Source organism: Ekhidna sp. (assembly GCF_039940915.1).
In the GTDB taxonomy this organism is placed as follows: domain Bacteria; phylum Bacteroidota; class Bacteroidia; order Cytophagales; family Cyclobacteriaceae; genus Ekhidna.
In genome coordinates, this window is sequence record NZ_JBDVFO010000001.1 from 756,575 (window position 1) to 770,905 (window position 14,331).

Genomic DNA, 14,331 nt, shown 5'->3' on the forward strand with positions numbered 1-14,331 from the left:
CCGGCTGCAAGATAAAACCCCTGATTGATTCAGTTGTTTTAATTGTCTTCTACCTCCGAAGCATTCATGATATCATTTTGATGATCAATGGACTCCTGGTGAATGGCATTGAGGTAACGGATCATAAATTTTTTGGACAATCCTTGCAGTGCTCCATTTGCAGAAGCTTTTTCAATGATTTCTTCCCATCTGTTCGTCTGAAGAATGGTTACTCCTTTTTCCTTCTTCACCAATCCAATTTCTTCTGCAACTTTCATTCGGTCACCTAAAAGCTTGAGAAGATCATCATCTATTAAGTCAATTTGATTTCTCAGCAAAGACAACTTATTGGAGAGTTCTTCATCCGGAATATCAGGTCTTCTTACGACAAGGTTGTCTAACAAAACTTCCAGGTTTTCAGGGGTGACTTGCTGTCCTTTATCGCTCAGTGCTTCTGCTGGATTGATGTGAGATTCAATCATCAATCCATCAAAATCCATATCCAATGCTTGTTGTGAAACGCTTTGCAGCAAATCTCTATTTCCGCAAATGTGACTCGGATCACAAACCAGCGGGAGATCAGGAAATCTTCTTTTCATCTCTACCGCAAGTTGCCATTTGGGTTCGTTACGATAGATGCTGTTTCCATGCTGCGCAAATCCTCGATGGATCATACCTAGCTTCGTTATTCCGGCCTGATTGAGGCGCTCGAGTGCACCGGTCCATAGCTCTACATCTGCATTGATTGGATTTTTTACCAGTACCGTGGCATCTGTCCCTTTGAGTGCGTCGGCTATCTCCTGCACCGAGAAAGGGTTTACCGTGGTCCTTGCACCTATCCAAAGGATGTCCACTCCATGCTTGAGAGACTCAAAAACATGATTGAAATTGGCTACTTCAACGGCAATCGGCAGCCCTGTTTGCTCTTTGGCTTTTTTTAGCCAAGGAAGTGCTGTTGCCCCAATTCCTTCGAAACTGTTTGGGCGAGTACGCGGCTTCCAAATGCCCGCACGCAGCACATCTACCTTACCTGTTTGTGCTATATCGGTGCAGGTGGCAAGTACTTGCTCTTCTGTCTCAGCACTGCACGGACCGGAAATAACTACTGGTCGCTTTTGCGTAAATAATTGAATTGGGACGGTTTTCATTTTCTTTTTTTAATTCTGTTCATGACTTCTTTCCAAACATGCTCTGGACTGCAAAGAGAAAAGCGAACATGCGCTTGCCCTTCACTTCCAAAAACACTTCCTGGTGGTATGAAGATTCGATAAGTTTTTAATAAGTAATCAGTAAATGCCTTGCCTTCGCTGAATTCGCCTGGAATCTTGGCCCAAACAAACATCCCTACCTGATTTTCATTGCAGCTACATCCGATCATCTGAGCAATTTCAAAGACGAGTTTTCTTCTTTTCTTGTACACTTGGTTGAGTGAATCGTACCATGCGTCAGGCACTTCGAGTGCCGCAATCGCAGCACGCATTACTGGTTTAAACTGACCTGAATCCATGTTGCTTTTGAATGTAAGCACCGTTTGTATTAAATCCTTTTGTCCTGCAAGCACACCGACTCTCCATCCTGCCATGTTGTGTGATTTGGACAAACTGTTGAGCTCCAAAATCAAATCTGCAGGTTGCCTTTCCTGCAGAATACTTCGGCGTTCGTTTGTCAAAATGAACCCATACGGGTTATCATTTACAATGACAATCTGATGCTTTCTCGAAAACTCAATCAGTTTTTCAAAAAGCTTAGGTGAGCCATCAGCACCAGTGGGCATGTGCGGATAGTTTACCCACATGATTTTCACCTTGCGCAGGTCTCCTTTTTCAAGCTCATCAAAATCTGGATGGTATTGGCCACTTTCCTTTAGTGAATACCCCACCGGCTCTCCACCAGCCAGGGTGGTCGCTGCAGCATATGCAGGATAACCAGGATTTGGTACCAATGCCAAGTCTCCTTCATTTAAAAGTGACATGCTTATGTGCATGATCCCTTCTTTGGAGCCAATCATCGGCAGGACTTCAGATTCAGGATCGAGTTTCACCTCAAAATGTCTTACGTACCAATTAGCGAAAGCTTCTCGCAAGTCGGGCAGCCCTTTATAGCCCTGATATTGATGATAGTTTGATTCCTCAAATCCTTGCATCAATGCATTTTTCACCTTTTCTGGTGGCAGTTGATCCGGACTGCCAATGCCCAGGTTGAGGACATCATGACCCTGTTTATTTAGTTGGTCGATTTCCCTAAGTTTAGCGGAAAAGTAATATTCTCCTATCCCTGCCAGCCTGCTTGATTTCAAATGCTCAACCATAAGTTTCCCCCTTTCTGTAAATGCCCAAAGTTTCGAATTGTATTGTCATCCTGTTCATTAGCAGATTCAAATCTTCGAGTTGTGATGCTTCCTCGATTTCCAATGTGGCGTAGAAGCCATACAATGAGTTTTTGCTTGGGACTGGATGAGACTGCAGCTTACCTAAATTTATCCCTATTCCGCTAATTACCGTCAATACGTTGGCAAGTGATCCCGGGTCATTCGGTGTTTGAAAGTAAACTGATACTTTATTGGCATTTTCCACAACAGATTTTCCATTCGGTCGAATCACCAGAAATCTTGTGTAGTTCAGCAGATGATCTTCTATGCCAGCTTCAATGATTTCCAACCCATATTCTTTTGCCGCTTGCTGGCTTGCGATAGCCGCTACATGCTGGAGTTTATTGTCTTTTATATACTTGGCGCTTCCGGCGGTATCAAAAGCCTCTACCACCTTCAAGTGCTGATGCTTTTCTAAAAACTCTCCACACTGACGGATCGCCATTTGGTGCGAGTGTGCTTCTGAAATGTTTGAAATATCAGTACCTGGAAGTGACATGAGGTTCATCTTTACTCTCAAACCAACCTCGCCACACACCTCTACCGGATTCGATCTAAGCAGCCCATAATTGGGGATAATGCATCCGGCCAATGAGTTTTCGATGGCCATCAATGCAGCGTCTGCTGTTTCTGAGACCACCGAATCCACCACATCAGCAAATGTTTCGCACTCACAAAGCTCAATATCGTCACCAAAAAAATGATGAGAAGCTTCGTGATGAAAACTGCCTCTTAGACCTTGTATGGCGACATGTTGTTTTTTCATGGCAAAAAAAAAGCCTCCCGATGGGGAGGCTTATGTTTTATATTTTTTAGCACATACTATAGCCACCCCGATTTATCCATCAGATAAAAAAAGTAATAGCTAAAATATGTTCTGTTGTTTTTCATTGTCGTGGTAAACAAAACTGATTAATTCTTAAAAAACAAAATTTCCATTCTTTTTTTAATTGTCGCTCGTCTACAGCTGAGTTAATTAAAAATCACAACTTCCAATGGGTGATCCATCAGGAGCATTGATTGTGTTCGGAATTTTAAACGCTTCAGGTTCCTCCAAAAAACGATCAATGCGGGACATCACATAGGTATAGTAGCTGCCATCGTCATTCGTTTTTCGCCCTTTTTTACCATTGGCATAGGCTCTAATTTCTTTGATCTTGGCCGTCGCTTTGGCTCTCACTTCATCATACGCACGATCATTAACTGCTAGGTCCATGAGGTGTTTCAGCATTTCGGTCTCCACTACTTTCTGCAAGGTTCGATCCAAACTATTGGTAGCTGGGTTCATCCATACGTCCTTCACCGTACGATTCAAAACAGCATCAACACCGGGTTGATCATTGTTTCTTGCTTTGTATGTCAGTAATCTATTGAACCGATCTGCATTGAAGATGAAGCTAAACGGAACGCTAGCAGCTGTCTCTACTGCTGCTAGGTAATCAAAGGCCGGGCCGGTCTTTGACTGGAAGGTTTCTCGAGACCGAGGATATCCGAAAGCCCGTGGTGGCACTTGCTTAAGCAGACGCTCGGGGAGTTTTAAATGCTCGACTTTGACGGTGTTCAAAAGTGCAGCCAAAGCCTCCATCTGCTCATCAGAGGAAAGCATTTCCGTAATTACCTCACTTCCTCCACGGAGGGCATAGCTGTAATTTAGTCCTCCTATAAGCTTTGAAGTACCATCTACCTGATAGCGATGAAACAGATACATCGGTACCAGCACTTCTTCAATTGAGCTCATGGGCATGTTGTTGCGAATGGCTTTTTCTGAAAACTTATCCAGGATTGATCTTCGGATTTTCATCATTCGATTTAACTCCTCTGCCGCGCTGGTTCCATTGTCCCAAAGATGTGATTCCGGATGTAACCCACTGGATGGCCTTGCATCCTGATCTGTGATGTATTTAAGGTTTTTGCTGAATGCCTCATCCAAAATTTGACTGAGATTTTCTTCATTTTCTTGGTCACCAAAATCGCTATACCCATAGGTGATTGTCACCTTATCCCAATCACCAATTTTATCATCATAGGCTTCACTCAAGTCGATATTCCCTTGGTCATCCATTTTAACGTATGGATGAGGGTAATCCATAACAGAAGCTCTGTTGTTAATACTCGCAGCAAAGTTGTGCGCCAGGCCAAGCGTATGACCTACTTCGTGCGCTGATAGTTGTCGTAAACGTGCCAACGCCATTTCTGTCATCGCATTGGGCTGCTCGTCTCCATTTTCGTACGGTTGCAATAGCCCGGTCGCTATTAGGAAATCCTGCCGTACACGGAGTGACCCCAAGCTTACATGCCCCTTGATCATTTCACCTGTTCGTGGATCTGTAATGCCGCTACCATAGCTCCAACCCCTTGTGGATCTATGCACCCATTGGATGACATTGTACCGAACGTCCAGTGGGTGCGCTCCCTCAGGTAGCACTTTTACCTGAAAAGCATCTTTGTAGCCGGCTGCTTCAAACGCTTGATTCCACCAACTTGCTCCTTCGATCAGTGCAGAACGAACAGGCTCAGGAGCTCCGCGATCGACGTAATAGATGATCGGCTCTACGGCTTCACTTATCGCAGCATTCGGGTCTTTCTTTTCTAACCTGTGACGAACAATGAATCGCTTCACCAAAGGATCTTCGATTGGTGTTGCATAGTCTTGATATGAAATGTTAAAGAATCCTGATCGAGGGTCAAATACTCGAGGAGTATAGTTACTATCCGGCAGCTCAATGAAGCTATGATGCGTTCGCACAGTCACTGCATCGGGCGTAGGTGTCACGGATCTGAGCCACCAGCCGCGCGCATCACCACTAAAGGTTAAGATGGATTCAAACTCTGTGTTTTTAGGGAAATTGAATGTGGCATCCATGTAAATAGCAGATCGGGATTTATCCACTGAAAAATTACCTTGATTCGACCCTCTTAAGCGTCCACTCACCCCGTGAGAATCTCGGAGCAAAAAATCAGTGATATCTATGAGGAAAGACGATTCATTCTTGGTCGTGATCTCGAACCCTCCAATTACAGAACTCGCAAAAGCCTCCGCTACAGACTTCACCTCATCCTGATTTTGGCTAATGGCCCGATAATCATAGTTTGGTTGAATCAGTAGCAATTTGTTTCCATGCTTTTCAAACCGTACCACTCTTTCACCTCCTAGCTGTCCTCTATCCAGCCCAATGTCATTGGATCCTATCCCAGCTGCAAGTGAGTTTACATATAAGAACTCCTGACCTACTTTGTCCACCTCAAGAAACATCCTTCCTGCTTCGCCATCGTAGTAGAAATTGAAATACCCCTCTTGCTTCTCCATGCTGCTTGTAAAGTCAGCTAAAGCATCCTCTGATGAAGGAGGAGCTGTTGTGTTTGAGTTGTTTGTCGCTTGGCAACTTACCAAGATGAGTATGAGTGATACTATTTTCAAGTGTTTCATGTGCATAAGTCTATTTTCAAGGTGATACAGAAATGTCCCGTACTATTTCCAGATCAAATTCGTGTTTTACATCTTATCATTTCAATCCCGGTTGGTATTGCATTCCCCATACCAACATTTCATTTCATATATTTAATGGGAGAACTTCCCAAAAGAGACATAATTTACAGCATTGGTCTGGACAATCATCATAGTGATTTTATCAATCTACATTATTACTAATGTGGCGGCATATTTCTTACAAGAAAGGTTTTTGTTTAAACCAGAGAAACTCCCACCAGACTTTCAATTTAAATATCCAAATCAAAAAAGTGTTGAACATAATCTCTATGTGGGTGATGATATTCGGATTAACGGAGTGCATTTTAGTATTCCTGAACCAAAGGGTGTGGTGCTCTATTTGAAAGGAAATTCGCGCTCCATCAAAGGTTGGGGCAAGTTTGCCGTTGACTTCACCCGGCTGGGTTTCGATGTGGTCATGGTAGACTACAGAGGGTTTGGAAAGAGTATTGGGCTGAGAAGATCAGAAAAGGACATTAAACACGACATGCAAAAAGTCTATGATGTCCTTAGAAGTAAGGTTGATGAAAAGTACATCACCATTTATGGCAGATCCATGGGTTCTGGTTTTGCTACCAAGCTGGCCAGCAACAATAACCCGCGCATGCTCATTCTGGAATCCCCCTACTACAGCATGACCAAGATGGCCAAGCGGTACATCCCTTTTATGCCTGCTTCGCTGATATTAAAATATCCGCTTCGCACCTACAAGTGGATCAAATATGTGACTTGCCCTATCAAAATTATCCATGGCACAAAGGACAAACTGATTCCTTTTGGAAGTAGCCTGGCACTATCGAATATCAACCCAAAAGTCACGCGACTATACTCTGTGATTGGAGGAGGGCATAATGATCTTTATACGCATGAAGAGTATCATCGAATGCTTGAGGAAGTTGTTAAATCTGAAGAATTAGCATCCATTAACCCAGATGAAACGAGCCTTTCTTTCAAACGGAAAGCCGCAAAAAATTGACACCCTGCTCATGCTAAATACTTTCAAAATTCTTGCCGTTACGCTGTTAGGCTTATACCTAGCCTTGGGACTGCTCATCTACTTACTTCAAGAACGCCTGATTTTCCTCCCTGAAGACTTGTCATCAGACTTTGCCTATTCTTTTGACGCTGACTTTGACGAACATTTCATCACCATGGATGATGGTGCAATAATCAACGCGCTTCATTTTACTCAATCACAATCGAAAGGATTGATTGTATACTTTCATGGAAACGCTGGCAACCTGGCACGTTGGGGGGAGGTGGTGTATCCTTTTGTGGAGTTAGGGTATGAGGTTTTCATTGTGGACTATCGCGGATATGGAAAAAGCAGTGGCAAGAGAACCCAAAAGCGAATGCTATCTGACGCAGACGCGATATACAATTATGCTGGTCAGTTGGAATCTGAGGAGAATATTATCCTATTCGGCAGATCACTAGGTTCTGCTTTTGCAAGCCACCTCGCAGGCAAAAACAATCCTAAAAAACTCATTCTGGAAACCCCATTCTATAGCTTGAAAGATGTGGCTAAGGATGTCATTCCCATCTACCCTACCCGTTATCTATTGAAGTATAATTTCAAAAATTATGTGTCTTTGAAAACATGTCAGGTTCCCATTTCTATTTTTCATGGAACCGATGATGAAGTGGTTGATTATTCTTCGGGAAAGCGCTTATTCGAGAGCGTTTCCGACAAAGAGGCTCAGTTTTTTACGATTGAGGGAGGACATCACAATGACTTATCGAGTTTTCCTTCTTACTGGGAATCTATGAGAACAGTACTGGAATATGAGTGAAGCCCTGTACTTTATTGCCATTGTCCCACCACAGGAAATTCAAGAAGAAATCACTCAGCTTAAAATGGAGGTGGCGGAAAAATATGAGAGCAATCACGCGTTGAAATCGCCTCCGCACATTACACTGCATATGCCTTTCAAATGGAAGGATAGAAAATATGAAGCATTGCAAGAGGTAATCCAGTCAAACAATGCTCAACTCAAACCATTCACGATTCAACTCCAAAATTTTAACTTCTTTGAACCTCGTGTCGTGTTTGTTGATGTCCGTGCAAACGAGGAGCTCGATAAACTGCAAAAGGGAGTGGTGGATAGTTGCAGAAAGCAATTGAAATTAGACAATGCCAATTACCAGAATCGTCCGTTTCATCCACATGTGACAATCGGATTTCGTGACTTGAAGAAGCCGATGTTTTATGAAGCACGCAAAGAATTTGAGCAACGTCGGATCAATTTTGATTTCGAAGTGAGAAGAATTGACCTTTTGAAACACGATGGCTCAAAATGGAACATCATTGGATTGTGATTAACTTACTGATATGAAAAAGATACTTATACCCCTTCTGACTTTACTTGCTGTTTCATTTTCATTCGGACAGGAACTCGCCATGCATTCCTCACCAGATATTGATAAAGTCTATACCGAAGTGGATGAGTCTTGTAAGTATCCTGGAGGGATTGTCAAGCTATATGAGGATATAGTTGAAGAGATTAATTATCCTGAAGAAGCTGCTAAAAAAAACATCAAAGGAAGAGTCTTTATTCAGTTTATTGTTGAAAAAGATGGAAGCTTATCCAATATACAAGTCGCTAAGAGTCTTGGATTTGGTTGCGATGAAGAAGCTCTTCGTATCTTTAAAGAAATGCCAAAATGGAGTCCGGGGAGGATAGATGGACAGCCCGTGAGGCAAAAGTTTATTTCACCAATTTATTTTCACCCAAAGTTGGCTAAGTGATTCAATCATTCCCACTCAAAAACTTCAGTATCCTCTCCTCTATAGAGCCTTGCGCTCTGTACTTCGTCAAAGGCTCTGAAATGAACCAGGTTTTCCTGATCGCCCCACACTTCGTGTAAGATGCTGTTCCAGACTTTTACACGCTTGAGTTTCTTCACTTTCTCAATTTCCAAATAACACCACATCACATCTTCTTCCTTCTCGGCGCCTATATAGTTAAGCTTGTACTCTTTACCTTTCTCATCCCATAGCTTCATTCTTTCTAAAATGTATGGTTTCAGATTTTCTTTTACGAAATCCCAGTTTTCTTCCTTCGTGATATCGAGTTTTTTATTCCCTGTATAAGACTGAAGCGCAAGTTCCAGATCATCTAAAAAGATTCGGGTACTTATCTGTATTGCTTTTTTTTCCTGCTTATACTTAATGTCTGATACACTCACGTGAAATGGGTGAACCAAAGATTGAAATAAAATGAGTGCCACTGTAATCATAGCTCAAATCTACGCAAATGGCATGCCCAAGATCAAGACCGTTCATCAAATCATTGATCAGTGAAATCTCCAGAACAGTTCCATGTCTTATATTCGCTACCCGATGAGTGAGTTTAGATTGTATTACGGGCTCGGATTAGATCATATCTTAGATATCAATGGCTATGATCATATTCTTTTTGTGATTGTACTATGTGCTCTTTACCAGTCTACGGACTGGAAAAAAGTGTTGATACTCATTACCGCTTTTACCATTGGCCACTCCATTACATTGGCGATGGCTACTATGCGAGTGATTGATGTCAATGCTGACTTAATTGAGTTTCTCATACCTGTCACCATTATCATTACAGCCATATCAAATCTTTTTACCAAAGAAGATCGAATTGCAGAAGGTAAAATCTGGAGGAACTATTTGTACGCTGGATTTTTTGGACTTATCCACGGACTTGGATTTTCCAACTACCTAAGAGCTTTACTAGGAAAAGATGAAACGATCATCCTTCAGCTATTTGCCTTTAATGTAGGATTAGAGGTCGGTCAAATAATAATCGTTGCATTATTCATGGTAATTAGCTTGATTTTCGTCGGGTTAGGAGGTGTCAGCAGGAGGGATTGGAAAATGATTATTTCATCGGCCGTGGGCGGAATTGCTCTTATGCTCATGCTAGACACGAATTACTTAAACTAAAAACATTATTAATTAAACGTAACTATGAAGAATAGCATTCTACTTATCGTAGCGTTTTTGGTCGGATCTATTGCCATGGCGCAAGATCAAAAACAAAAAGACACCGAGTGGGAACAAAAGTTTGAGCAGCTGGGTACCATACTGCCAACTCCCAATGTGTATCGAACAGCTTCTGGAGCTCCAGGTCATCAGTACTGGCAGCAAAAAGCTGACTACAAAATGAAGATTGTATTGGACGACAGTAACCAGTCAATCACCGGCAGTGAAACAATCACCTACTACAACAACTCTCCTGATAACCTTGAGTACCTATGGGTACAGCTGGATCAGAACATGAGAGCCTCTGATTCTGATTCTCCACTTGTTGGGAGAGGCACAATGAGAGATACTTTAAGTGCGATCGCAGTTTTCAGATTAGCTGGTGGTAACGAGTACGATGGCGGCTTTAAAATCAAATCCGTGAAAAGTGGTGGGAAGGGTATGAGCTACACCATCAACAAAACAATGATGCGTATAGACCTGGACCAACCGCTGAAGTCTGGCGGGAATATGTCTTTCAGCATCGACTGGATGTACAATATCAACAATAGAATGACTGACGGTGGTCGGTCTGGGCTTGAGTACTTCGAAAAAGAAGACAACTATCTGTATACAATTGCTCAGTTCTTCCCAAGAATGGCGGTATACATCGACAATGAAGGATGGCAAAACAAGCAATTCCTTGGAAGCGGAGAGTTTGCACTCACCTTTGGTGACTATGAAGTAGACCTGACAGTGCCTTCGGACTTTATTGTAGGAGCTACGGGGACATTAGAAAATGCGAATGAGGTGCTTACCACTGATCAAATGGATCGCTTCGAACAAGCCAAGAAAAGCTATGATAAACCTGTGATTATCGTAACAGAAAAAGAAGCTAAGAAGAACGAAAAATCAAAAGCTACAGGAACTAAAACCTGGAGATTCAAAGCTAAAAATGTAAGAGATTACGCATTTTGTGCCTCCAGAAAATTCATTTGGGATGCCATGGCGGTGAAGCTGAGTGATGGCAATGAGCCACTGGCAATGTCTTATTACCCAAAGGAGGGAAATCCACTTTGGGAAGAGTTTTCTACACTCGCAGTTAAGCAAACGCTTGAGACTTATTCAAAATTCACCGTTGAATACACCTATCCAGTAGCCATTTCAGTGCATACTGCATCCATTGGAATGGAGTACCCAATGATCTGCTTCAACTACGGTAGGCCAAACGAAGATGGTTCGTATTCAGACAGGTTGAAGCATGGCATGATTTCCGTAATCATCCATGAAGTAGGTCATAACTTTTTCCCGATGATTATCAACTCTGATGAGCGTCAGTGGACGTGGATGGACGAAGGCTTGAACACATTTGTACAGTATTTGACTGAACAAGAATTTGACGATAATTACTTGGATTACGAATATCCTTCTCGAAGAGGACCTGCTGCTAATATTGTTCCCTACATGAGTGGAGAAAATGGGTTAGTTAGGCCAATCATGACAAACTCTGAGCAAATCAGACAGTTTGGAAGCAATGCTTACGCTAAGCCCGCAACAGCCTTGAACCTATTGAGAACCACCATTATGGGGCCTGAGCTTTTTGACAAGGCATTCAAAACATATGCTGAAAGATGGGCATTCAAACATCCAACGCCTGCGGACTTGTTTCGCACCATGGAAGATGCTTCTGCTGTAGATCTCGATTGGTTTTGGAGAGGCTGGTTCTATGGTACTGACTATGTAGATGTATCGCTAGACAATGTTCGATGGTTTCAAATGCAGACCGAAGAAAATGGCTTAGAAACGCGAAACATTAAAGGAGCAGGACAAGGCATTGATGCCAATGACAAGGGCAAAAAAGACTTGGCGAGCACACCAGAGCCATTTGTATTTAAAGAATGGGAAGGTAAATACCGAGAATACAATCAGGGGGTAGACAACAATCGGATCAAGCAGGCAGCGGACGGAAAGAACTTTTATGAGCTTACACTAAAGAATAAAGGAGGTCTTGTTTCTCCTATATTGATTCAGTGGACATACGTAGATGGATCTGTTGAATTAGAGAAAATACCTGCAGAAATCTGGAAGATCAATGAAAAAGAAGTCACTAAAGTTTTCATGAAAGACAAAGAAGTTGCTAAAATTGTGATTGATCCAGACAAAATGACTGCCGATGCATACACAGATAACAATGTGTATCCTAGATCAAATGAAGGTGACAGGTTCGAACAGTTCAAAGAAGGGAAGGATTAAAGAAACACAACCAACCTAAACTAAAGGGAGATCATCATGGTCTCCTTTTTTTATTTCATATATTTATTGACATTAAGAAGTTAGCTATGAAAAATACATTGACCATTCTTGCACTACTCACACTTTTCGCATCTTGTAGTTCCAGTACTTCCACCGCAGATAGCTCAGATGCGACTGACGAAGGTTCCGAGTTTATTGCATACAACAACCCCCCCGCCGAGGGTTTTAATCAGGAAGATTCAGATCTGCTGGCAACAATTTTAGCAGACAAAGCCATGCTGGCCATGGGAGGGCGCAAAGCCTGGGATGACACAAGATACCTGGCATGGAATTTTTTCGGAAGAAGAAATCATATATGGGATAAATGGACGGGCGATGTTCGCATCGAAATACCAGAGAATGACGTCACGATTCTCATGAATATCAATACAAAAGAAGGTAAAGTAATACGCGGGGAGACTCAAATGACGGATTCACTCGACTTCTACCTGCAACGGGGATATGGTCTTTGGGTCAATGATTCCTATTGGTTGGTGATGCCTTTTAAGCTCAAAGACTCAGGTGTGACGCTCAAGTATTTGCGTGAAGACACCACACTAAATGGCATAAGTGCTGATGTAGTGAGCCTATCTTTCGAAGATGTAGGCGTAACACCACAAAACGTCTATGAGGTATGGGTAGATGCAGATTCTAAACTGATCACCCAGTGGGCGTACTATTCAGATTCTACTACACTAGAGCCTGGTTTTGTCACACCATGGACAGACTATAAAAAGTACGGTGAAATACTCCTTGCAGGAAACAGAGGAAAATATGAGCTCACGGATATTCAAGTGCTTGACGAAGTACCCGAAGGAACATTTACTGAATTTCAACTGAGCCAGTAAGGATGATCCCTGAGCCGGTCAAAGTCGTATTTGTCCAATACGCTGTTCAAGGATTACTTGCCCTGGTAGTCATGCTGATCCTGCGAAAATTTTTTCGCCAGTATCGCAATGACTTCTTTGACTACTGGTCCTGGAGTTGGTTAGCCTTATTTGTAAATATGATTGGGTCTTGCGTCGCGCTGGCCAATGCATTTTTGCTCCCGCTCGATCATCCAGTAAGGCTATTTGTTTCTTTCATTACTGTGGTAGCGGGTTTTCTCCAAATCTTGTGGCTTTATGCGGGCACGAGAGAAATTTCCAGAACCAAAGAAATAAACCGAAAGTATTTACGGGCAATTACCATTCTCATCATCCCCATTTCTTTATTGCTGGTCGCATTGAATTACAATGATCCCGATGCAGGGGAATTCAGGATATTTTATCGCGTAGGCATTCGCTCTTTGGTTGCTGGTCTCCTATTCATCGTATGCTCAAAAATGTTGTGGAAAATTGCTAAGACAGGGATTGGCATCCGATTCATTTTGTTTTCCTTCATCGCTTACGGACTGCTTCAGATCAACTATTTCGTAGTGGTCCTGTCACCTGTATCGCTCCTTCCCTACAATGGCGAAATCCCATACTATATGGGGGCCGTAGATATACTGCTTCAAGCACTGATGGGATTGGGGATGATCATCAGTGTCCTGGAAATTGAGCAGCATAACTTAAAAAAGGCAAATACTGAGCTGGATACATTTCTTTATCGCTCTTCGCACGACCTCCGCTCACCACTCACAACCATCTCAGGTATTATTTCTGCCATTAGACATGCTGATGACGATGAAAAAGTGAAAGAGTATTTAGTCGCTATCGAAGATCGGGTACTTCAAGCTGACAATGTAATCCGTGATATCATTACGTTACGCAAAGCTCAAAAAGAGGATTTAGCGATTTCGGAAGTAACCTTGGAAAAAGAAATTAAAGCTGAGTTCAGCACACTGTTAGATCCAAATATCGCACAGCCCAAACTTACCATCTATGGGGATGAAAATTTAACACTTCATACAGATCCGACAAGATTACATACCATCCTAACCAATATTCTAGGCAACTCTATCCGATACCACGATGGCAAATCAGATGCCGAAATAAACGTGAAGATAACACCTGCGGAAGATGGTCTCAAGTTGGAAATCTCTGACAATGGTGCTGGTATTGATAAAAAACACTTGCCCAAAATATTTGATATGTTTTATCGAGCCAGCAAATCATCCAATGGAACAGGTCTAGGTCTCTACCTTGTGAAGGATGCCATTGATCACATGGAGGGAAGTATCGAAGTTTCTTCACAAAAAGGCAAAGGGACGACATTCTCCATTTATTTGCCCAACCTCAAGTGAAACCATTGACAAGCTTTTTATCTTAGATA

General features: G+C 42.4%; 13 protein-coding genes. 8 read left to right on the plus strand and 5 right to left on the minus strand.

Annotated features, from left to right (window positions below; all coding sequences use genetic code 11):
• Positions 1 to 38: 38 nt before the first annotated feature.
• The 4 genes from ABJF57_RS03465 to ABJF57_RS03480 all read right to left on the minus strand — a co-directional run bounded on the left by ABJF57_RS03465 (position 39) and on the right by ABJF57_RS03480 (position 5,774).
• Positions 39 to 1,127: a chorismate mutase gene (locus tag ABJF57_RS03465; protein WP_462231200.1), complete on the minus strand. Its 1,089-nt coding sequence runs from the start codon at positions 1,125 to 1,127 to the stop codon at positions 39 to 41.
• On the minus strand, positions 1,124 to 2,287 hold the full coding sequence (locus ABJF57_RS03470; protein ID WP_462231198.1) for a pyridoxal phosphate-dependent aminotransferase: 1,164 nt from the start codon (positions 2,285 to 2,287) through the stop codon (positions 1,124 to 1,126). Before ABJF57_RS03470 ends, ABJF57_RS03465 begins: the two co-directional genes overlap by 4 nt.
• A complete protein-coding gene (locus tag ABJF57_RS03475) occupies positions 2,280 to 3,113 on the minus strand; it encodes a prephenate dehydratase (RefSeq protein ID WP_462231196.1) in 834 nt (277 codons plus the stop codon). Before ABJF57_RS03475 ends, ABJF57_RS03470 begins: the two co-directional genes overlap by 8 nt.
• A 210-nt stretch (positions 3,114 to 3,323) precedes the next feature.
• Positions 3,324 to 5,774 (minus strand): zinc-dependent metalloprotease, encoded by a 2,451-nt coding sequence (locus ABJF57_RS03480; RefSeq protein WP_462231194.1) that lies wholly within the window; start codon positions 5,772 to 5,774, stop codon positions 3,324 to 3,326.
• A gap of 193 nt (positions 5,775 to 5,967) precedes the next feature.
• Here ABJF57_RS03480 and ABJF57_RS03485 point away from each other — a divergent pair, with 193 nt between their 5' ends.
• From ABJF57_RS03485 to ABJF57_RS03500, 4 genes are read left to right on the plus strand one after another with little or no spacing between them, the layout of a single operon-like run.
• Positions 5,968 to 6,810, plus strand: a complete 843-nt coding sequence (locus tag ABJF57_RS03485) for an alpha/beta hydrolase (RefSeq protein ID WP_462231192.1) — start codon at positions 5,968 to 5,970, stop codon at positions 6,808 to 6,810.
• Complete coding sequence (locus tag ABJF57_RS03490) at positions 6,767 to 7,627, plus strand: alpha/beta hydrolase (RefSeq protein ID WP_462231190.1); 861 nt, start codon at positions 6,767 to 6,769, stop codon at positions 7,625 to 7,627. The genes ABJF57_RS03485 and ABJF57_RS03490 overlap by 44 nt, the downstream gene beginning before the upstream one ends.
• Positions 7,620 to 8,153 carry an RNA 2',3'-cyclic phosphodiesterase gene (gene thpR / locus ABJF57_RS03495; RefSeq protein ID WP_462231188.1) on the plus strand — a complete coding sequence of 178 codons (534 nt, stop codon included), beginning with the start codon at positions 7,620 to 7,622 and terminating at the stop codon, positions 8,151 to 8,153. The genes ABJF57_RS03490 and thpR overlap by 8 nt, the downstream gene beginning before the upstream one ends.
• Before the next feature lie 13 nt (positions 8,154 to 8,166).
• A complete protein-coding gene (locus ABJF57_RS03500; RefSeq protein ID WP_462231186.1) occupies positions 8,167 to 8,583 on the plus strand; it encodes an energy transducer TonB in 417 nt (138 codons plus the stop codon).
• A 5-nt stretch (positions 8,584 to 8,588) separates the two neighbouring features.
• Here the strand turns inward: ABJF57_RS03500 and ABJF57_RS03505 are convergent, their stop codons facing one another.
• Complete coding sequence (locus ABJF57_RS03505; RefSeq protein WP_462231184.1) at positions 8,589 to 9,074, minus strand: DUF6702 family protein; 486 nt, start codon at positions 9,072 to 9,074, stop codon at positions 8,589 to 8,591.
• Positions 9,075 to 9,177: 103 nt separating this feature from the next.
• Here ABJF57_RS03505 and ABJF57_RS03510 point away from each other — a divergent pair, with 103 nt between their 5' ends.
• The 4 genes from ABJF57_RS03510 to ABJF57_RS03525 all read left to right on the plus strand — a co-directional run bounded on the left by ABJF57_RS03510 (position 9,178) and on the right by ABJF57_RS03525 (position 14,302).
• A complete protein-coding gene (locus tag ABJF57_RS03510; protein WP_462232024.1) occupies positions 9,178 to 9,765 on the plus strand; it encodes a HupE/UreJ family protein in 588 nt (195 codons plus the stop codon).
• 24 nt (positions 9,766 to 9,789) lie between these two features.
• On the plus strand, positions 9,790 to 12,036 hold the full coding sequence (locus tag ABJF57_RS03515) for a M1 family metallopeptidase (RefSeq protein ID WP_462231183.1): 2,247 nt from the start codon (positions 9,790 to 9,792) through the stop codon (positions 12,034 to 12,036).
• Positions 12,037 to 12,122: 86 nt separating this feature from the next.
• On the plus strand, positions 12,123 to 12,923 hold the full coding sequence (locus ABJF57_RS03520; protein WP_462231181.1) for a hypothetical protein: 801 nt from the start codon (positions 12,123 to 12,125) through the stop codon (positions 12,921 to 12,923).
• Between the two features lie 2 nt (positions 12,924 to 12,925).
• The gene (locus ABJF57_RS03525; RefSeq protein ID WP_462231179.1) at positions 12,926 to 14,302 is read left to right on the plus strand and encodes a sensor histidine kinase; all 1,377 of its coding nucleotides are present in this window, start codon (positions 12,926 to 12,928) and stop codon (positions 14,300 to 14,302) included.
• Positions 14,303 to 14,331: the final 29 nt, after the last annotated feature.